The organism is Pseudomonas sp. FG47, from assembly GCF_057809115.1.
Window position 1 is genome coordinate 1 of sequence record NZ_JBMDJI010000058.1, and the last position, 19,715, is coordinate 19,715.

The 19,715-nt window shown below is 66.0% G+C and carries 19 protein-coding genes and 1 pseudogene; 12 read left to right on the plus strand and 8 right to left on the minus strand.

Annotated elements, in window-relative coordinates; all coding sequences use genetic code 11:
• Positions 1 to 117: 117 nt before the first annotated feature.
• From ACODS5_RS23640 to ACODS5_RS23650, 3 genes are all read right to left on the minus strand, one after another.
• Positions 118 to 1,269, minus strand: a complete 1,152-nt coding sequence (locus ACODS5_RS23640) for an acyl-CoA dehydrogenase family protein (RefSeq protein ID WP_134693422.1) — start codon at positions 1,267 to 1,269, stop codon at positions 118 to 120.
• Between the two features lie 16 nt (positions 1,270 to 1,285).
• Positions 1,286 to 2,356 carry an enoyl-CoA hydratase/isomerase family protein gene (locus ACODS5_RS23645; protein ID WP_134693423.1) on the minus strand — a complete coding sequence of 357 codons (1,071 nt, stop codon included), beginning with the start codon at positions 2,354 to 2,356 and terminating at the stop codon, positions 1,286 to 1,288.
• 282 nt (positions 2,357 to 2,638) lie between these two features.
• Positions 2,639 to 3,430, minus strand: coding sequence for a helix-turn-helix transcriptional regulator (locus ACODS5_RS23650; RefSeq protein WP_489109790.1), 792 nt, complete (start codon positions 3,428 to 3,430; stop codon positions 2,639 to 2,641).
• 226 nt (positions 3,431 to 3,656) lie between these two features.
• Here ACODS5_RS23650 and ACODS5_RS23655 point away from each other — a divergent pair, with 226 nt between their 5' ends.
• From ACODS5_RS23655 to ACODS5_RS23700, 10 genes and pseudogenes are all read left to right on the plus strand, one after another.
• A complete protein-coding gene (locus ACODS5_RS23655; protein WP_134693425.1) occupies positions 3,657 to 5,021 on the plus strand; it encodes an APC family permease in 1,365 nt (454 codons plus the stop codon).
• A 20-nt stretch (positions 5,022 to 5,041) separates the two neighbouring features.
• Positions 5,042 to 6,199, plus strand: coding sequence for a DmpA family aminopeptidase (locus tag ACODS5_RS23660; RefSeq protein ID WP_134693426.1), 1,158 nt, complete (start codon positions 5,042 to 5,044; stop codon positions 6,197 to 6,199).
• A 189-nt stretch (positions 6,200 to 6,388) separates the two neighbouring features.
• Positions 6,389 to 6,481 (plus strand): annotated as a pseudogene (locus tag ACODS5_RS23665) (glycerate kinase); the annotation flags it as partial.
• A gap of 218 nt (positions 6,482 to 6,699) precedes the next feature.
• Entirely contained in the window at positions 6,700 to 9,531 is a 2,832-nt protein-coding gene (locus ACODS5_RS23670; RefSeq protein WP_489109791.1) for a xanthine dehydrogenase family protein molybdopterin-binding subunit, read from the plus strand.
• Positions 9,524 to 10,063 (plus strand): (2Fe-2S)-binding protein, encoded by a 540-nt coding sequence (locus tag ACODS5_RS23675; protein WP_489109792.1) that lies wholly within the window; start codon positions 9,524 to 9,526, stop codon positions 10,061 to 10,063. The genes ACODS5_RS23670 and ACODS5_RS23675 overlap by 8 nt, the downstream gene beginning before the upstream one ends.
• 2 nt (positions 10,064 to 10,065) lie before the next feature.
• Positions 10,066 to 11,277 carry a cytochrome c gene (locus ACODS5_RS23680; RefSeq protein WP_489109793.1) on the plus strand — a complete coding sequence of 404 codons (1,212 nt, stop codon included), beginning with the start codon at positions 10,066 to 10,068 and terminating at the stop codon, positions 11,275 to 11,277.
• 1 nt (position 11,278) lies between these two features.
• On the plus strand, positions 11,279 to 12,250 hold the full coding sequence (locus ACODS5_RS23685) for an XdhC family protein (RefSeq protein ID WP_134693430.1): 972 nt from the start codon (positions 11,279 to 11,281) through the stop codon (positions 12,248 to 12,250).
• The gene (locus ACODS5_RS23690) at positions 12,247 to 12,810 is read left to right on the plus strand and encodes a nucleotidyltransferase family protein (RefSeq protein ID WP_489109794.1); all 564 of its coding nucleotides are present in this window, start codon (positions 12,247 to 12,249) and stop codon (positions 12,808 to 12,810) included. The genes ACODS5_RS23685 and ACODS5_RS23690 overlap by 4 nt, the downstream gene beginning before the upstream one ends.
• A gap of 119 nt (positions 12,811 to 12,929) precedes the next feature.
• Positions 12,930 to 13,784, plus strand: a complete 855-nt coding sequence (gene hchA, locus ACODS5_RS23695; protein ID WP_489109795.1) for a glyoxalase III HchA — start codon at positions 12,930 to 12,932, stop codon at positions 13,782 to 13,784.
• Positions 13,781 to 14,491 (plus strand): PA1136 family autoinducer-binding transcriptional regulator, encoded by a 711-nt coding sequence (locus tag ACODS5_RS23700; protein ID WP_134693433.1) that lies wholly within the window; start codon positions 13,781 to 13,783, stop codon positions 14,489 to 14,491. Before hchA ends, ACODS5_RS23700 begins: the two co-directional genes overlap by 4 nt.
• 1 nt (position 14,492) lies before the next feature.
• Here ACODS5_RS23700 and ACODS5_RS23705 read toward each other — a convergent pair whose 3' ends face one another.
• Positions 14,493 to 15,485, minus strand: coding sequence for an NAD(P)H-quinone oxidoreductase (locus ACODS5_RS23705; RefSeq protein ID WP_489109798.1), 993 nt, complete (start codon positions 15,483 to 15,485; stop codon positions 14,493 to 14,495).
• Positions 15,486 to 15,507: 22 nt separating this feature from the next.
• On the opposite strand from ACODS5_RS23705, the gene ACODS5_RS23710 reads away from it, so the two are divergent.
• Together ACODS5_RS23710 and ACODS5_RS23715 are read left to right on the plus strand one after the other, a co-directional pair.
• The gene (locus ACODS5_RS23710) at positions 15,508 to 15,705 is read left to right on the plus strand and encodes a hypothetical protein (RefSeq protein ID WP_489109796.1); all 198 of its coding nucleotides are present in this window, start codon (positions 15,508 to 15,510) and stop codon (positions 15,703 to 15,705) included.
• Positions 15,706 to 15,731: 26 nt separating this feature from the next.
• Complete coding sequence (locus tag ACODS5_RS23715) at positions 15,732 to 16,592, plus strand: LysR family transcriptional regulator (RefSeq protein WP_134693435.1); 861 nt, start codon at positions 15,732 to 15,734, stop codon at positions 16,590 to 16,592.
• A gap of 105 nt (positions 16,593 to 16,697) precedes the next feature.
• Here ACODS5_RS23715 and hpaI read toward each other — a convergent pair whose 3' ends face one another.
• From hpaI to hpaD, 4 genes are read right to left on the minus strand one after another with little or no spacing between them, the layout of a single operon-like run.
• Positions 16,698 to 17,498, minus strand: coding sequence for a 4-hydroxy-2-oxoheptanedioate aldolase (gene hpaI, locus ACODS5_RS23720; protein WP_134693436.1), 801 nt, complete (start codon positions 17,496 to 17,498; stop codon positions 16,698 to 16,700).
• A gap of 9 nt (positions 17,499 to 17,507) precedes the next feature.
• Positions 17,508 to 18,311 (minus strand): 2-oxo-hept-4-ene-1,7-dioate hydratase, encoded by an 804-nt coding sequence (gene hpaH / locus ACODS5_RS23725; RefSeq protein WP_489109797.1) that lies wholly within the window; start codon positions 18,309 to 18,311, stop codon positions 17,508 to 17,510.
• Positions 18,312 to 18,318: 7 nt separating this feature from the next.
• Positions 18,319 to 18,729, minus strand: a complete 411-nt coding sequence (locus ACODS5_RS23730) for a 5-carboxymethyl-2-hydroxymuconate Delta-isomerase (protein WP_134693438.1) — start codon at positions 18,727 to 18,729, stop codon at positions 18,319 to 18,321.
• 11 nt (positions 18,730 to 18,740) lie between these two features.
• Positions 18,741 to 19,664: a 3,4-dihydroxyphenylacetate 2,3-dioxygenase gene (hpaD, locus tag ACODS5_RS23735; RefSeq protein ID WP_134693439.1), complete on the minus strand. Its 924-nt coding sequence runs from the start codon at positions 19,662 to 19,664 to the stop codon at positions 18,741 to 18,743.
• Positions 19,665 to 19,715: the final 51 nt, after the last annotated feature.

Here is a 19,715-nt window from a genome sequence, read left to right on the forward strand (position 1 = left end):
CCGGCTTGCCGGCGAACACCGGCGTAGCCGGTGCCATTCACCGCGTCGCCTGGTTTGCCAGCAAGGCTGGCACCTGCTGGTCAGGTGTGTCGTAGGCACCGGCGAAAACTGCGGCGGTCACAGCGGATAATGCTTGAGCTCCCGGGCGATCAGCATGCGCTGGATCTCGCTCGAGCCTTCGTAGATCTGGGTGATCCGCGCATCCCGGTAGTATTTTTCCACCGGATAGTCCTCCAGGTAGCCATAGCCGCCATGCACCTGAATCGCCATCGAGCACACCCGCTCGGCCATTTCCGAGGCGAACAACTTGGCCTGGGATGCCTCGGACAGGCATGGCTTGCCCGCCGTGCGCAGGCGCGCGGCGTGCAGGATCAGCAGGCGGGTGGCGTTGATCTGCAACTGCATGTCGGCCAGCAGGTTGGCGATGCTCTGGTGCTCGTTGATCGGCTTGCCGAACTGGATACGCTCGCGCGAATACAGCAGCGCCGCTTCGAACGCCGCACGGGCGATGCCCAAGGCCTGGGCGGCGATGCCGATGCGCCCGCCTTCGAGGTTGGACAGGGCGATGGCCAGGCCCTTGCCGCGTTCACCGAGCAGGTTGGCCGCCGGGATGCGGCAATTATCGAGGGTCACCGCGCAGGTGTCGGAGGCGCGGATGCCCATCTTGTGTTCGCTGCGGTCGACCTTGAACCCCGGGTTGTCGGTGGGCACCAGGAACGCCGAAAGGCCCTTCTTGCCCAGCTCCGGGTCGGTCACGGCGAAGACGATGGCCAGCTTGGCGCGGCGGGCGTTGCTGACGAATTGCTTGGCGCCATTGATCACCCAGTGGCCATCGATCAGTTCGGCACGGGTGCGCAGGTTATGCGCCTCGGACCCGGCCTGGGGCTCAGTCAGGCAGAAGCAGGCGATCACCTCGCCACTGGCCAGCTTCGGCAGCCAGGCTTGTTGCTGCTCGGGGTTGCCATAGGCCAGCAACGGACCGCAGCCCACCGAGTTGTGGATGCTCATCATCGCCCCTGTGGCGCCGTCGCCGGCGGAAATTTCCTCCACGGCCAAGGCATAGGCCACGTAGTCGGTGTAGCTGCCGCCGAACTGCTCCGGGGCGACCATGCCGAGCAGGCCCAGCTCGCCCATCTTGCGCACTACCTCGTCATCGATCCAGCCGGCCTTTTCCCAGGCCTGGGCATGGGGCGCGATCTCGCCACGGGCGAAATCCCGGGCCATGTCGCGGATCATGATCTGCTCTTCGCTCAGTTCCAGGTCTTGCATCTGTGTACTCCCGGGCTCACAGGCCTTCGAAGAATTGCTCGACCCGCTGCTGGGTCAGACCGGCCAGGGTCGGCGGGTTCCAGCGCGGTTGCTTGTCCTTGTCGATGATCAGGGCGCGCACGCCCTCGATGATGTCGCCATGGGCGAACCACTGGCGGTCGATGTGCAGTTCCATGGCGAAACAGTCTTCCAGTGCCAGGCGGCGGCCACGGCGCAGCAGCTCGAGGGTCACGGCCATGGCCAGCGGCGAGCGGCTTTCCAGCAGCGCGGCGGTATCCAGCGCCCATTGCCGGCTGTCGCCGATGGTCACCGCGCGCAGCTGCTCGATGATGCTGGGCAGGTCGGGCAGGGCGAAGAAGTGGTCGATCACCGGGCGCAGGGCGGCCAGCGGCGCGTCCTCGAGCACCTGGGTGCCGAGGCGGGCCAACAGGCCTTGCAGGTCCTTGAGCGGGTGCTCGCCGAACTGCAGGGTGTCGAGGCCTTGGTCGAGCGCGACCAGCTGGGCGCTGTCCAGGTACCAGTCGGCCAGTCCGCAGTACAGGGCGTCGGCCGCCTTGATCTGGATGCCGCTGACGCCCAGGTAGATGCCCAGCTCGCCAGGCACGCGGGGCAGGAAGTAGCTACCGCCGACATCGGGGAAGTAGCCGATGCCGACCTCGGGCATGCCCAGGCGGCTGCGCTCGGTGACGATGCGCAGGTCGCAGCCCTGGGCCAGGCCCATGCCGCCACCGAGGGTGAAGCCGTCCATCAGCACCAGCACCGGCTTGCGGTAGCGGTGGATGCACAGGTCCAGGGCATACTCCTCGACGAAGAAGTCTTCATGCAGGGTTTCGCCAGCCTTGAAGCTGTCGTGCAGCGAACGGATATCGCCCCCGGCACAGAAGCCCTTGGGGCCTTCGCCGCGCAGCGCCACCGCGTGTACCTGCGGGTCGTCGGCCCACTGGTCGAGTTGCTGGCGCAGGCTGCGGACCATGTCCAGGGTCAGGGCGTTGAGGCCGGCGGGACGGTTGAGGGTGAGGTGGCCGATGTGGTTGCGGACCTCGGCCAGTACCTGATCCGTTGCCGAGGGTTGAGCGTGCGCGGTCATCGCGGTCTCCCTGCTTTGTTATTGATTTTCCAAGTGAAGTCTGGAATTCGCGGGCGGATCGCAGGATCCTGTCATGCGAATTTACCTTGCACAATTGGCAAATCTGCAGGGCGTTTCTGCATTTTTACCTTGGCTGGCTTGGCCAGACGCCGATGCAGCCACTTTAGCGCCGTGACGCCAGGGTACAAGGGGCGAATCAGACCAGGCGGTGTTCGCCGGCGAGCCGGCGCCTAGGTATCTCGGGCCCGTGGGCGTTGGCCTTGCTCGCCCACCAAGTGACGATCATGGATCCTGCGGGTCATGCCCCAAGGATTGCAAAAACAACGAAAACAGCTCCGGTTGCGACGAGATATCCAGCTTGGCGTACAGGTGTCGGCGGTGCACCTTGATGGTCTCCGGCGAAATCGCCAGGCGCTCGGCCATGGCCTTGGACGAGTACCCGCGCAAGATCAACCGGGCAATCTCCAGCTCGCGCTCGGACAACACCTTCGCCCCGAACAGGCTCATGGCATCGCGCACCTGGCTGGCCATCGCCGGGGCAGGGCGCTGCGCCTGGCGCTGCCAATGCTGGGTCATCAGGGCCAGCAGCCACGGGCTGATCAGCGCCAGCAGGCCATGGCGCGCCGGGTCGAAGCGCTCGCGGCTGCCCAGTGACAGCGACAGCGCGCCACTGTCGCCAAGCTGGACGATGAACTGCACCTCGTCCTCCAGCACATGGTCGTGGAAGTACTTGAGGTAGTACTCGCTCTGGCGGAACTGGTCCGGCGCCACTTCTTCCAGGCGGTGCAGGCCATCGCCGATGCGCTCCTGGCAGGCCTGGTAGAACGGGTCGAGCTGATACAGGCCGCTGAGGTACAGGGCCATGGCCTCGGGGTTGCCTTCGCCGCGGGCATCGAAGATTTCCAATGCCCGCGGCAGGCCGTCGCGCGGGTAGAGCATGGCCAAGGCGTTGTCGAAGGCCAGCCACTGCTGCAACAGCAGGACCAGCTGCCGCCAGAAACGTGGCTGGCCGAGTTGCTCGACGGTGCGCGCCAGGCCGGTGTGGGCGCTGGCTTCGGTGAAAAGGTTGTGCATGCGCGGGCTCTATCAGCTGGATTTGCAACACGCGTGCCCTGCGCAGGAGCGGTGTTGCTGGATAAAGGGCTAGGCAGTCTTGGAGTTTTTCTGTCATCCCGTCAAGGGGCGTACCCCCATAGGGTAATTGGCGCCCACCATTCACCAGCCTACAGTCCGGCCCAGGTCCCGCGGCCGCTCGACCGGTTTTCCCCTCACAACCAATAACAACCAGAGGAAAAACGCCATGAGCTCCAGTGCAGAGCCTACCAGCGCACTCAAGCAGCGCCTGGGTGTGTTCGACGTGGTCGCCATCACCGTATCGGCGGTGACCCCGGCCAGTTCAGTGTTCGTCATCGCCCCGTTCGCCATCCAGCAGACCGGCAGCGGCGCCTTCCTGTCGTTCATCATGGCCGGTGCCCTGGCACTGATGTTCGCCTGGTGCTACGCCGAACTTGGCCGTGCCCACAGTTCGGCCGGGGGCGAGTATGTGTATGCCAAGCGGGTGTTCGGCGGCCTGGCAGGCTACGCCACCTTCCTCACCGTGCTGGCGTCGATGCTGTTCATTCCGCCGGTGCTCGCCGCAGGCGCCGCCACTTACCTGAACAGTGCCCTGGGCACGCGCTTCGATACCCAGGCCGTGGCCTTGGTGATCGTGGTCTGCAGCTATGCCCTGGGCATCCTCAACATTCGTCTGAACGCCTGGATCACCGGGATGTTCCTGTTCTGCGAAGTCGCTGCGTTGCTGGTGATCGTGGTGCTGGGCTTCGGTCATGCCAGTCAGCCGGCGGCCAGCCTGTTGCAGCCGCAGATGCTCGAGCAGGGCACCCTGGTCGCCGCGCCATGGGCGCTGGTAATGGGCGCGGTGGGCATGGCGCTGTTCGCCTTCAACGGCTATGGCGGCGCGGTATTGCTGGCCGAGGACATGAAGGACCGTGGACGTACCGTGCATCGCGCGGTGCTGTGGTCGCTGGCCGTGGTAGTGGCTATCGAGGTGATCCCGCTGGCCGCGCTGCTGATCGGCGCTCCCTCGTTACAGGCGATGCTGGCCAGCGGCGATCCGATCGGCTATCTGTTGACCGCCCATGGCAGTCCGACCCTGGCCCGGTTGGTCAGCGCCGGGATTTTCCTGTCGGTATTCAACGCCATCGTCGCCATCGTCATCCAGGTCGGGCGGGTGGTGTACAGCAGCGGTCGCGACGCGATCTGGACGCCGACCCTCAACCGTGCATTTACCGTGATCCACCCGCGCTGGGAGTCGCCGTGGCTGGCCACGCTGTTCCTCGCGCTGCCCTCGGCCTTGCTGAGCCTGTCGGGCAGCCTGGAGGAACTGACCTCCTTTACCGTGCTGCTGCTGTTGCTGATCTACCTGATGGTGGCGCTCTGCGCGCTCTGTAGCCGGGTGCTGTGCCGCAGCCGTGAACATCCATACCGGATGCCGCTGTGGCCGTTGCCAGCATTGCTTGCGGGTAATGGTTCCTGCTGGTTACTGGTAACTCTGATGAAGGAATCTTCGCTTCGAGATGTAGTAATTATTCTTGGGTTGTTCGCGTTGTCCGTAGTCCTTTATTGCACTCGCGGTCGCCTCAGCCCCACTTTCCAGAAATTATGATGAGACAAGGAACTATACAGATGCGAGCACGTGAACTGGGCATTCGACTGGGCAATGGCACCCCAGGCCCGTTGAACGCCATTACCGATGTTGCTGGGGTACGTGTCGGCCACAGCACGCTGTTTGATGAAGACCTGGAATCACCGGTACGCACAGGGGTGACAGTCATCCAGCCACGCGCGACCTTGGCGCGTCAGGAGCCATGCTTCGCTGGCTGCCATGTGCTCAATGGCAATGGTGATGCCAGCGGCCTGGAGTGGATACGCGAAGCGGGGCTGTTGAGTACGCCCATCGCCATCACCAATACCCATAGCGTGGGAATCGTGCGTGACACCTTGATCGCTGTCGAACAGGACCAGCGCGAGGATGATGAAGTGTATTGGTGCATGCCGGTGGTGATGGAAACCTACGATGGCCTGCTCAATGATATCTGGGGTCAGCACGTGACGGATGTGCAAGTGCGCGAAGCCCTGGATGCCGCTACCGATGGCGCGGTGGAAGAGGGGTCGGTAGGCGGGGGCACTGGCATGATCTGCCACGAGTTCAAGGGCGGCATTGGCACCGCGTCGCGCTGGTTGTCCGAGGACCAGGGCGGTTGGGTGGTCGGTGCGTTGGTCCAGGCGAACCATGGCCAGCGCCGTGAGCTACGCGTCGACGGCTATCCCGTGGGGCGCCACCTGGGGCATCTGGACTCGCCATTCAGCACGCACGGCACTCCGGGCATGGGCTCGATCGTGGTGGTGATCGCCACCGACGCGCCACTGCTACCCCATCAATGCCAGCGTCTGGCGCAACGTGCTTCGATTGGCATTGCCCGTACTGGCGGTGGCACCGAGGACTCCAGCGGCGACATCTTCCTGGCCTTCTCGACCGGCAACGAGGGGTTGCCAGCGGCGAACTATGCACACAAGGGCGAAGTGGAAATGCCGGTGCGAATGCTCAACAACGACCACATCACCGAACTGTTCGTGGCTGCGGCCGAGGCCGTGGAAGAGGCCATCGTCAATGCCTTGCTGGCTGGGCGCGAGATGACTGGCAAGCGTGGCGAAAAGGTGCTTGCGCTGGATGCCGAGACATTATTGACGGCCCTGGATGAGACCGGATGGAAACCACGTGTGGAGGAGCTGCGGCATGCTGTTGCAGAGCCCACTGATGATGTGGCGCCGGCCCATCCATAAGACGGCGCGAGACGCTCAGCCATCATGCCAGTGGTGATGGCGCCGGGCTCAGCGAGTCCCCAACGATGCTGGGCAGGTGGCGCGGGACACCCTTAGGCTTTTCGTACAGAGCCTAGCCCGCCTTGAGCGGGCATTCTTTTGCCTAACTTGCGCTATCGGTTTGGGGCGGATTGCCGAGGTTGGCGCGCGCTCGACCCGCGGCTGGCCCACGTGCAAGTGGAAGTCGCCACCGACGTTGGCAATCCGTTATGTGGCGCCAATGGCGCCTCGCCTATCTTCGGCCGTGTGGCCCGTATCATCCGCTAGCCGCGCCAAACCTGGCTTACCAGCACAGCTGGTATCTGCGCTCCCCCGCGACAAGTTGTCTGCTTGACTGGATAGGGGTATAGCTGATCGTCATCTTGACTTAATAGTCAGATTTTGTGATCGTGCGCGCCCTTCCAGTTTCTCAAGCATCAGAAAAAGCATGGGCAGCCCACGAGCTACCCAGAGGATAAACCATGTCCAACCGTGATATTTCCCGGCGCTCGTTCCTGCAAGGCGGGCTGATCGCCGGTGTCGGCGTGACCATGGCGCCGCTCGGCAGCCAGGCGTTTGCCGCCCTGATGGAAAGCCAGGTCACCACCTCGCCACAGAAGTGGATGAACCATGATGGCAAGGTGCGCGTGCGCAACGACGCATTGTCCAAGGTCTGTGGCGAAAAAGTCTTCGCCCGCGACATCCGCAGCAAGGATATGCCAGGTTGGCCGCAGCAGCAGGGCCACGCGCTGCTGCTCAAGGCGACCAAGGCCGACCGCATCTACGCCGGCTATGACTTGTCGCTGCTTGGCGCCGAGTTGCAGCCGGACCGCATCGTCACCGCCGATGACCTGAAGAAGGACGGCATCGCCTGGCCCGAGGCGCATTCCCCGGATCCGCTGTTGCCGCCCGGCCAGGTGCCTATGTTCATCGGCCATCCGGTGGCGATCCTGATCTGGCACGACTTCGAGCGTTTCCGCAAGGCCAAGCTCAAGTTGCAGTTCAACGAAGCGGCAATCCGCTATGGTACGCAAGCCCCGCTGTACCAGCGCGACCCCTATGGCAGCTTCCGCTTCGTGCGGGTGGGCGGCAAGACGCCGTTCGACGAGGATACCTTCTCGAGCCTGAAGGACTCGCCGCTTTTCCCCACCATCCTTGCCCGTAAGCCTGTGTGGAACGCCGAGCCCAAGCAGCACGGCAACCTCACCGAGCAGGGCATGTACCATGCCCAGCGTATCGACGAGCAGCTCAAGCAACCCTCTGAGGACTGGCTGCTGTTCGATGAGCGCTACAAGACCCAGTCGATCGAGCCGGCCGCGCTGGAGCCGGACAACGGCAACGGCTGGTTCGACGCCGCTACCGGCACCTTGCATTTCGTTGTCGCCAGCCAGTGCCCGTTCGAAGTGGCGCAAGAGTGCGTGCACATGATCAAGCCGTCGCGCTTCGGCCTGAAGCACTTGAACATGCACCCGGGCTACACGGTCGGCTACGGCTCCAAGGACAACAACATCTTCCCGTTCTACGCCGCCGTGGCCGCCCTGTACGGCGCGGGCGTGCCGATTCGCCTGGCCAACGACCGCTACGAGCAGTTCCAGAGCGGCATCAAGCGCCACCCGTTCGACATCCGCTACCAACTGGCGGTGGACAAGAACGACCTGAGCTTCCAGATCTTCCGCGCCGAGATGACCGTTGATGGCGGCGGGCGCATCAACTACAGCCCGTCGGTGGCCGCAGTGGGGGCCACCGCGGCCCAGTCGATCTACTACATGCCGCAGAACGACCTGGCCGTGACCGCCTATCACTCGCGCGGGGTCGAGGCCGGCTCCATGCGCGGCTACGGCACCCTGCAGAGCATGGCCGCCACCGAGATGATGGTCGATGAAATCGCTAACCGCCTGGGTGTCGACGCCATCGAGCTGCGCCGCAGGAATGCCCTCAAGTCGGGCATGAAGAACACCCAGGGCGCGGTGCCCGCCGGCGCACTGCGCCTGCACGAGATCCTCGACAAGGCCAGCCAGCACGACTGGTGGAAGAACCGCCAGGCGCGCAAGCAGGTCGAGGACGCCAAGGACCACGACAACTGGTACGGCGTGGGCTTCGCCATCACCCAGAAAGACTTCGGCACCGGCGCCGAAGCGCCGCTGGCAGCCATCGAGTTCAACGCCGACGGCCAGATCAGCCTGCGCCATATCGGCACCGAGCTGGGCACGGGCATGTCCACCTCCCAGGCCTTCGTGGTAAGCGACTTCCTTGGCCGCGCCGCCGACCAGGTGCAGACCGCGCAGACCGAATGGCCGGAGTTGGCCCTGAGCACCAGCGGCAACCCGTACCTGATGAGCCAGGCCGAGCAGGACGCCGCACTGCGCAACCCACGCTGGGTGGCCAAGCTGGCCTCGCCGTCGTCGGCGACCAACTCGGCGTTCTACTTCAGCCACGCCACCCGCGAAGCCGCCCGTGTGCTGTTCAACCACGGCCTGTGGCCGGCAGCGGTTGCGTTGTGGCGTCAGGGGCCGTTCGGCGGCCAGGCTAACCCGCTGGTGGTGCGCCGCGAGAGCGCGGTGTGGATCAACGGCGCGCTGACCGGCAACGGCCTGGAGCCGATACCATTCACCGTGCTGGCCAAGAAAGCTCATGAGATGGGCCTGGTCACTGGCGTCAGCGTGCATGCGTTCAACCGCTGGAGCTGGGCCGAGGCCGATTTTGTCATCGACGGCGTGCGCGAGCGTTTGCCGCTGGACGGCTTGGCGGTGAAGTACGGCGACGGTGCGCCGAACGCCAAGAAGGCGCAGATGAACAGCGCCGGCTTCCACCTGCTCGACCGACAGAACGCCGCGTACCCGGCCACCCAGTTGAACAACGCCATGGTTACCTACTACAGCCCGGTGGCGACCATCGTCGAGGTCAAGGTCAACAAGGGCAGTGGCGAGGTGAGCGTGCTCAACCACCACAGCTGGGTCGAGTGCGGCCGGGTGCTGGTGCCGGAGTTGGTCAAGGGCCAGCTCGAAGGCGGTATTGCCATGGGCATCGGCCATGCCTTGCTGGAAGAAATGCCGTTGTACGAGGGTGGCCCGGGCGAGGGCGACTGGAACTTCAACCGCTATCGCCTGCCGATGGCCAAGCACGTGGCGGTGTGGAAGCAAACGTCGGAGATCCTGCCGCCGCTGTCGCCCACCGACCCGTCCAAGGGCATCGCCGAGGTGGTGATGATCCCGGTGGTCGGTGCCATCGCCAACGCCGTGGCCCACGCCACCGGCAAGCGCGTGCGCGACCTGCCCATCACCCCCGCCCGCGTCAAGGAGGCCCTCAATGGCTGATCGCAAGCTGCAACTGACCCTCAATGGTCAATCCGTCGTCACCGAGGTGGTCCCCGATGACCTGGCGATGATCGACTACCTGCACGAATACCAGAACCTCACAGGATCCCGCCTGGGCTGTGGCCAGGGCATCTGCCATGCCTGCGTGGTGATCGTCGACAATCCCGACGGCACCAGCGAGGAAGTGCGCACCTGCATCACCGGCGCGCACTACTTCGAGGGCAAGAAGGTGCGCACCATCGAAGGCCACGCCAAGCGTGACGAAGCCGGCAACCTGGACGAATTGAGCCCGATCCAGCAGAAGTTCGTCGATCGCTTCGCTTTCCAGTGCAGCTACTGCGCCCCGGGCTTTGTCAACGCCGCCACGGTGCTGGTGGAGAAGGCCCAGCGCCAGCCACTGAAGAAGAGCGAGCTGGAGGACGCCATCGAGGCCAGCCTGGGCCACCACGTGTGCCGCTGCACTGGCTACGTGCGTTATTACGAGGCGACCCGCGATGTGCTGACCGATCTCGGTCTGGTCAAGGAGGCTTGAGCATGATGCGCGTTTTCAACGGCCTGGCATTGGCCATTGGCGCGGCGCTGGCCTTCAGCGTCCAGGCGGCCGACCAGGACCAGGTCAAGCGCGGCGAATACCTCGCCCGCGCCGCCGACTGCATGGCCTGCCACACCGCCGAAGGTGGCGCGCCCTACGCGGGCGGGCTGCCGATCCATTCGCCGTTCGGCACCATCTACGGCACCAACATCACCCCGGACAAGCAGTACGGCATCGGCAACTACAGCGCTGACGAGTTCTTCGCCGCCCTCACCGAAGGCAAGCGCAAGGACGGCGCCAACCTGTACCCAGCCATGCCATACACCTCGTACCACCTGGTCAAGCGCGAAGATGCCGATGCCATCCACGCCTACCTGATGACCGTGGCGCCGATCAATCGCCCGGCCCCTGAAACCAGCCTGAGCTTCCCGTTCAACGTGCGCGCGGGCCTGATCGGCTGGAACATGCTCTACGGCAAGAGCGTGCAACTCGAAGAGGGCAAGGGCAACAGCGAGGCCTGGAAGCGTGGCCAGTACATGGTCGAGGTGCTCGGCCACTGCGGCGAGTGTCACACCCCGCGCAACCCGATCGGTGCCCTGGAGCAGGACAAGCGCCTGACCGGCGGCCTGCTCGGCGGCTACCTGGCGCCGAGCCTGCTGGCCAACGACCTGGCCGAGCGCGGCTGGAACCAGGCCGACCTGGCGACCTTCCTCAAGCACGGCATGAGCGCCCAAGGCAGCATGTTCAACGAGATGTACCCGGTGGTGCACCACAGCACCCAGCATCTCGAAGACAGCGACCTGGCCGCCATGGCCACCTTCCTGCTCGGCGACCAGCCGCCGGCGGCCAAGGTGGTCCAGGCCGTGGCCCACGAGACCCTGGGCGAGAGCGCCAAGCGTGGCCGCCAGCAATACCTCAACGTCTGCGCCGGTTGCCATGGCGGCGACGGCGAGGGCAAGCCGCACATCGCAGTGGCCATGCAGGGCAACACCATCCTGCGCCAGGCCGACTCGCGCAACCTGGTCAAGGTGATCGTCGAGGGCATCCGCGAGCAGCAGTTCACCGGTTTCGAGCGCATGCAGCCGATGCCGGGCTTCGCCGGCAAGCTCGACGACCAGCAGTTGACCGACATGGTCAATTACCTGCGTGAGGCCTGGGGTGGCTTGCCGGGCGACTTCAGCACCCAGCAGCTGGCCCAGCTGAAGGCGGACTGAAGTGCAGCATCTGGACCTGCAGGTGGTGCGCCAGGCCGCGCAGTGGTCCCGCGACGGGCTGCCGGTGTGGCTGTGCACGGTGCTCTGCACCTATGGCTCGGCGCCCCGCGCGCCGGGCTCGCTGCTGGCGGTCAATGGCCAGGGGCACTGGCTCGGCTCGCTGTCCGGTGGCTGCGTCGAGGAGGACTTTCTCGAGCGCCTCGGCGCGGGCGAGTTCAGCGCGGCGGTGGCCGTGGTGCGTTATGGCGACGGCAGCGACACGCGCGCGAACATCCGCCTGCCGTGTGGCGGCATTCTCGACGTGCTGGTCGAGCACCTGCCCGCCGATTGCGCCACCCAGGCGCACTTTGCCGAGCTGGAGGCGGCACTGTTGGGGCGACGTCGACTGTTGCGCGAGGTCGACCTGCGCAGCGGCCAATGCCGACTGAGCGACGATCACAGCCAGGGCCCACGGGTCGAGCAGGGCGAGCATTGCGTGCGCCTGCGCATCGGCGCCGCCCAGCGCTTGCTGCTGGCGGGTTATTCGAGCGTCGCGCATTTCTGCGCGGAGTTCGGCAAAGGCCTGGGGTTCGAGGTGGTGCTGTGCGACCCACGGGACGAGGTGATGGACAATGTGGTGCTCGACGGGGTAGAAATCCGCCGTGAACTGCCTTCGCTGTTCATCGCCAATGGTGGTTGCCACCGCGACACTGCGGTGGTGGCCCTCACCCACGACCCGAAGATCGATGACCTGGCCATGCTCGAAGCCGTCCGTACCGAAGCCTTCTACATTGGGGTGATGGGCTCGCGCGCCACTTCGGCAAAACGCCGGGAGCGCCTGCGCCGTATCGGCGAGCTGGGTGATGCCGAGATGGCGCGTATACATGCGCCCATTGGCCTGAACCTGGGCAGCAAGACCCCGGCGGAGATCGCCCTGGCGGTGCTCGCCGATATCCTGCGTACCCGTAGCGGCATCGCCCGCGAGGCGTTGTGAGCGTCGTCGCCCTGGTGTTGGCGGCCGGCCAAGGTTCGCGCTTCGGCGCGGACAAGCGCCGGGCGCTGCTGGGCGATGGCCGCAGCCTGTTGCAGCACAGCGTCGAGCGCGCCCTGGCGGTGTTCGACGAGGTGCGCGTGGTGCTGCGCGCAGGCGAGCGGGCCGCGGATCTTGGGCTGCCGCCAGCCTGCCGGGTCGTCCACAGCCCCGAGGCAGGCCTGGGCATGGGCCATAGCCTGGCGGCCGGCGCGGCGTCGCTGGCAGACAGCGAGGCGCAGGCGGTGGCGATCCTGCTCGGGGACATGCCGTGGATCGGGGCGGCGACCTTCCGTCGTCTGCTTGCCTCGGCGGCGCCCTCGGTCATCGTGGTGCCGCGTCATCAGGGGCAGAACGGCCACCCGGTGGTGTTCGGCCGGGATTACTGGGCCGAGCTTGGCCAGTTGTCCGGTGATGAAGGCGCGCGCTCGGTGCTGCGGCGGTATGCGAACAGCGTTTTGCTCCTGGATTTGCAGGACAGCGGTGTGCTGCGCGACGTCGATACGCCCTCAGCGCTCGGCTAGACTGCCCGGGGGCCGCCGCGTCACCGACGCCACCATTGAGGGAAAACCCTCATTGCCGCTCATCCGGCGGCCTCCTAGCATGGATCCGGTTACCTACCCCAGGCCACAGGAGCACTACCATGACCAGCCCTAACGACGACAAACGCCCAACCCCCGACCCGGCCGAGGACAACGCTTTCTTCCCTTCGCCGTATTCCCTCAGCCAGTTCACCTCGCGCAAGTCCGACCTCAGCGGCGCCGACTACCCCGACGCCTACCAGGGCGGGCGCTGGAAGATCTTGCTGATTGGCGCCGACGAGCGCTACCTGCTCACCGACAACGGCACGCTGTTCTCCACCGGTAACCACCCGGTGGAAACCCTGCTGCCGATGTACCACCTGGACAAGGCCGGTTTTGCCTTCGACGTCGCGACCTTGTCGGGCAACCCGGTCAAGTTCGAATACTGGGCCATGCCCGGCGAGGACACCGAGGTGCTGGGCCTGTTCGATCGCTACAAGCCAGCGTTCAAGCAGCCGCGCAAGCTCGCCGATGTGCTGGAGCAGGCCCTGGGCGAGGACTCGGACTATATCGGTGTGTTCATCCCGGGCGGCCACGGCGCGCTGATCGGCCTGCCGGAGAGCGAAGAGGTCGGCCAGGTGCTGCAATGGGCGGCGGACCACGACAAGTTCGTCATCACCCTGTGCCACGGCCCGGCGGCGCTGCTGGCTGGCGGCAAGCTTTACGACGGCTACAAGATCTGCGCCTTCCCTGACGATCTGGATGCCAAGACCCCGGATATCGGCTACATGCCCGGCCACCTGACCTGGAAGTTCGGCGAACGGCTCCAGGCCCAGGGCGTCGAGATCATCAACAAGGGCATTTCCGGTGCCGTCCACCAGGACCGCAAGCTGCTCACCGGCGACAGTCCGTTGGCCGGTAATGCCCTGGGCAAGTTGGCCGCCGCGGCGTTGCTCAAGGCAGTCAACGGCGGATGAGGGACCTGCCATTCGATCAGGTGGTGCAAGCCGTCCAGCGGATCGCGCAGGCCACCGACCTGGCGGATATCCAGTCGGCCGTGCGCAATGTCGCCCGGCCGCTGGGCTATGACCGCTTCGTGCTGTTCAGCGCCAGCGCTGCGCGGGACGAGGTGCTCGAGCGTATCCATTGGGTGGAGGGGGACTGGTTCGGCGATGGCCAGGCAGTCGACGCCCAGACCTACGTGCGCCACTGTCCGGTGACCCGTCACCTGCTGGCGGCACGCGAGCCGTTCTTCTGGAGCAAGCGGCTGGACGCTGGCAACGAGCGCTACCGGGTGGTGCGGGCGCCGAGCGGGCCGGGCATCCACGGCTTGCAGGTGCCGGTATTCGGTCCCGCAGGCCTGGAAGGCGCCATGAGTTTCGGCGGTGCGCAGGTCGTGGCGACACCTGCCGCACGGCTGGCCCTGACGCTGCTGGCCCAGGCCGCGTTCGCGGGCGCTCGGCGGCTGCTGGAGGCGCCCAGCGGGGAGGGGCGCTTGTCCGAGCGTGAGCGCCAGGTGCTGGCCTGGACCGCCGCCGGGCAGCGCCAGGCCGATATCGCCGCCACCCTCGGCCTGTCGCTGCGCACGGTGGAAAACCACCTGCGCGCCGCCCGCCGGCGCCTGGGTGTGAGCACCACCGCCCAAGCGATCAGGATCGCCCTGGGCAGTGGCGCGCTCGACTGACTCAGCCCTTGTGTGCGACGTTCAGCACCACTTTGCCGATGTGCCGGCCAGACTCCATCAGCGCATGGGCCTGGCTGGCCGCCGCCAATGGGAAGGTGGCGTGGATCAGCGGCTTGACCGCGCCACTGCGCACATGGGGCCAGGCCTTGGCCTGCAGCTCGGCGAGGATCACCGCCTTGTCGTCGGCGCTGCGCGCGCGCAGGGTCGAACCGATATGGGTCAGGCGCTTGGTGAGCATGGGGAACAGGTCGACCTCGGTGGCCGGGCCCTTGATCACACCGATCTGCACGATGCGCCCGTCCATGGCCGCGGCCTTGAAGTTGCGCGCGACATAGTCGCCGGCAATGATATCGACGATCACATCGACGCCACGGCCTTCGGTGTGCAGCAGCACCTGCTCGACGAAGTCCTCGCGGCTGTAGTCGATGGCGACATCGGCGCCCAACTCGAGGCTCGCTGCCTGTTGCCCAGGGCCGTTGACCGTGGTGAACACCTGCGCCGCGCCCAGGGCCTTGGCCAGTTGCGTGGCGGTGGTGCCGATGCCCGAGGCGCCGCCGTGGATCAGCACGCTTTCGCCGGCCTTGAAAGCGCCGCGCTGGAACAGGTTGACCCAGACGGTCATGAAGGTTTCGGGCAGCGCCGCGCCCTCGACCATCGACAGGTTGTCGGGCAGGTGGGCGGTGGTACGCTCGTCAGCCACGGCGTACTCGGCGTAACCACCGCCTTGGATCAGGGCGATGACCGCGTCGCCGAGGGCGAAGCCCTTGACCTGCGCGCCGAGTGCGACCACCTGGCCGGCAATTTCCAGGCCCGGGATGTCCGGGGCGCCGGCGGGCGGATCGTACAGGCCCTTGCGTTGCAGCAGGTCCGGGCCATTGACGCCGGCGGCGTGCACCTGGATCAGCACCTCGCGCGGGCCGGGTTGCGGTGTGGCGTGGCTGGCGGCTTGCAAGACCTCCGGGCCGCCAGGTTGGGTGATGTCGATGGCGGTCATGTGGCTGGGAACGATGTGACGCATGAGGACCTCTGTCATTCTGAAGAAAGGTGCGTCACAGGGTATGGAACCCATAGGCTGCAGTCGCGCGGCGATTTTGCGCCACACCTTTGCAGATTTTCTTCAGCCAAACGCACGTGTAGGAGCCAGCCTTGCTGGCGAAGCAGCCGGCGCGGTGGATGCCTTGCCGACGTTAGTGATCATCGGCAAGGCCGGATAACTTGTGGCCCTTGATGGAGTAGACGAATGAACTGGGATGACGCCCGCATGCTGCTGGCCTTGAGCCGTGAGCAAACCTTGCGCCGCGCCGCGCGGGTGCTACGAGTCGACCAGGCCACCGTGGGCCGGCGCGTGGCGGCACTGGAAGCGGACCTGGGTTCGACCCTGTTCCTGCGCACCCCCGCCGGCTACCAGCTGACCGCCATCGGCGAGGTGGCGGTGGAAATGGCGCAGAAGATGGAGCACGCCGCGCTGGAGCTGGCCCGGCGTACCCGTGGCGCCGACAATGAAGAAGCCGGCGAGGTCCGTATCGCCACCACCGATTCGCTGGCCCATGAGTTCGTCATTCCGGCGTTGCGCGAACTGCGCCAGAGCCACCCCGAGGTGCGCGTGGTGCTCAGTGGCGGCTCCGATATCGTCAACCTGTCGCAACGCGAAACCGACATCGCCATACGCAACCAGCGACCAGACAGCCCCGACCTGGTGCTGCGCAAGCTGGCCAGTTGGCAGATGGGGTTGTTCGCCGCAGAGGATTACCTGCAACGCCACGGCCTGCCGCAAGACGGCAGCTTCGCCGGGCATGACCTGGTGGTGTACGAGCCTTACTGGCGTGGCCAGGCGCAGCCAACCCTGGTGGATGTGCCGATCGGCGAGGGCAGGGTGGTGATGGCGGCCAACGCCAGCATGCTGTTGCGCCGGGCCATTCACGAGGGGTTGGGGATTGGCGAGATTCCGCTTGAACTGGGCCAGCGTGACGGGCTGCGGCGGGTGTGGCCGCAGCGCACCCGGGCACAGCCTTACGAGGTGTGGATGGTCACCCACCAGGACCTGCGCCACACCGCGCGGGTGCGCGCGGTGATCGAGCGGTTGGTGGCGGCCTTTGAGTGACGATCCGGTGCCAGGCACTGCGTCGCCTGGTTCGCCAGCAAGGCTGGCTCCTACCGGTATAGTGCATCGCCCCCCCTGTACAGGGCCCGTGGAGTCGCGAAAGGCTCAGTACACCGAACTTGCAACCGTGTTCGGTGTACCGGCCTTGAACTTGCCCAGCAACCCCTGCAAGCCACGCATCAGCACGGTGGTATCCACCCCCACCGCGACGAACGCCGCGCCCAGCTCGATATAGCGGCGCGCCAGCTGCTCGTCGGCACTGAGGATCCCCGCCGCCTTGCCGGCCTGGCCGATACGCACGATGGCCTGCTCGATGGCCGCCTGCACCTCGGGATGCCCGGGGTTGCCCCGCTGGCCCATGGCGGCGCTGAGGTCGGCCGGGCCAATGAACACCCCGTCGACGCCGTCCACCGCGCAGATGGCGTCGAGGTTGGCCAGGCCCTCGCGGTTCTCGATCTGCACCAGCAGGCAGACCTGGTCGTCGGCGTGATCCAGATAATCAGCGACGCTGTTCCAGCGCGAGGCGCGGGCCAGGGCGCTGCCGACACCGCGTATGCCCGCTGGCGGGTAACGGGTGGCGCGCACCAGCTGGCAGGCCTGCTCGGCGCTCTCGACCATCGGCACCAGCAGGGTCTGTGCGCCGATATCCAGCAGTTGCTTGATCAGCGCGGTGTCGCCGATTAGCGGGCGTACCACGGCCTGGCCAGGGTAGGGCGCCACTGCCTGCAACTGGCCGAGCAGGCTGCGCAGGTCGTTGGGCGCGTGCTCGCCGTCGAGCAGCAGCCAGTCGAAACCGGCGTTGGCGGCCAGCTCCGCGCAGTACGGGTCGGCCAGGCCCAGCCACAGGCCGATTTGCGCCTGGCCGCTGCGCAGGCGTTGCTTGAAGGTGTTGATGGGCATGTCCATGGGTAGTCCTTACACGAAACGACAGGCTATCGAACCGAGTTGCTCGTAATCGACATGGAAGGTGTCGCCGGGGCGAGCTGCCACCGGGCGGGTGAAGGAACCGCCGAGAATCACCTGGCCGGCTTCCAGGCTGACGTCGTGGGCCGCCAGCTTGTTGGCCAGCCAGGCCACGCCCTTGGCTGGGTGGTTGAGCACGGCGGCAGAGACCCCGGACTCTTCGATCACGCCGTTGCGATAAAGCACCGCCGGCACCTTGCGCAGGTCGATGGCATCGGGCCGCACCGCGCGACCGCCCATGACCACGCCCGCGTTGGCGGCATTGTCGGAAATGGTATCGAACACTTTGCGCGTGGCGCCGCTCTGTGGGTCGACCTGCTGGATACGTGCGTCGATGATCTCCAGCGCCGGAATCACCCATTCGGTGGCCTCGAGCACATCGAACAGGGTCACGTCCGGGCCTTTCAAGGGCTTGCCGAGGATGAAGCCCAGCTCCACCTCCACCCGCGGCACGATGAAGCGGGAGAAGGGGATGTCGCTGCCTTCCTCGAACAGCATGTCGTCGAGCAAGGCGCCGTAGTCCGGCTCGGTGATGTTCGAGGAGACCTGCATGGCGCGGGAGGTCAGGCCAATCTTGTGGCCGACCAGCCGGCGGCCGTCCTTGATCTTCTGCTCGACCCAGGCGCGCTGGATGGCGTAGGCATCCTCGATGCTGATGGCGGGGTACTCGAGGGAGAACTGGCCGACCTGTTCGCGGGCGCGTTCGGCCTGGTCGAGACGGGCGGCGGCTTGCTGGATGATGTGCGCGTCGAGCATGGAAACCTCAAGGCTGACGGTTGAACAAGGGATGCAGGCTGCTGTGCTTGGCGTCGTACACCTGGGCCTGGCTTTCGTCGATCTGCACGGTCACGCCCACCGGGCGTCGCGCGAGCAAGGGGTCAAGCTGCTGGCGCATTACCGCCAGCAACTGGTCGCCGACCTGGCGGTGCACGCTGGCACTGCGCCCCGCGCCCATGCGCAGGTTGGCGTAGACGAAACCATAGTCGCCCTGGCCGTCGGCAATCGCCGCATGGGCAGCGGGGTAGGCGAGCACCCGGGTGCCACCGGTGGGGAACACTTGCCGGCCGGTTTCATCCCGTTGTTCGAGCATGCAGTCGGCGAGGGCGCGGCACAGTGCGGGCATGTCGGCATCGGCTTCGATGTCCGGGCTGTAGAGCAGGACCAGATGGGGCATGCAGCGGCTCCTTACAGGCGGCTGGTGGAGGCCACGCCAGCCGGGTTCGAGGCCTGGGCGGCAGGGATGGCACTGCCGTCCTGCGCGGTGACCGGGAAGATCGCGTTGATCTGGCCGGTACCGGACGAGCCGAAGTAGGGCGTCACCACCTCGGCCTTGCCGTCGTAGCGCGACCAGCCCAGGGCACCGAGAAGCATCGCGGTGTCGTGCATGAAGCCCTCGCCATGGCCCTTGACCGCGTATTCCGGCAGCATCGCGCAGAAGTCCGCCCAGTCGCCGTCCTGCCACATGCGCACCACCCGGTGATCGAGGGTTTCCAGGAACGGGCTCCAGACCTTGGTGGCGAACTCCGGGGCCTGGCCGTTCTGGGCGAAGCGGTGCGACAGTGAACCGCTGGCCAGGAACGCCACAGTGCCGTCGTAGTGCTGCTCGACCGCGCGGCGCATGGCCCAGCCCAGGCGCGCGCTGTCGTTGAGGTAGTGCGAGGTGCACAGCGCCGAGACCGAAATCACCTTGAAATGGCGGTCGGCGTTCATGTAGCGCATCGGCACCAGGGTGCCGTACTCCGGGGCCAGGGTGGTGGCGTCGTGGGCCATGGTCTCCACGCCCAGGCGATTGCACTCTTGCGCGAGCAGGTGGCCCAGTTCCGGGTTGCCGGGGAAACCGTAGTTCATGTTGGCGATGAAGTGCGGCAGTTCGTTGCTGGTGTAAAGGCCTTCGAACTGCGCCGCGCAGTTGATGTGGTAGTTGGCGTTGACCAGCCAGTGGGTGTCGAACACGACGATGGTGTCCACGCCCAGTTCCCGGCAGCGTCGGCCGATCTCGTGGTGGCCGTCGATGGCCGCCTGGCGAAAGCCCTGGCGCGGGCCGGGCAGCTCCGACAGGTACATCGACGGCACATGGGTGATCTTGGCGGCTAGAGCGAGTTTGCCCATGGGAATCTCCAGTGATTGTTGTTGTGATCCGAGGGTGGTGGGGGGGGGGGG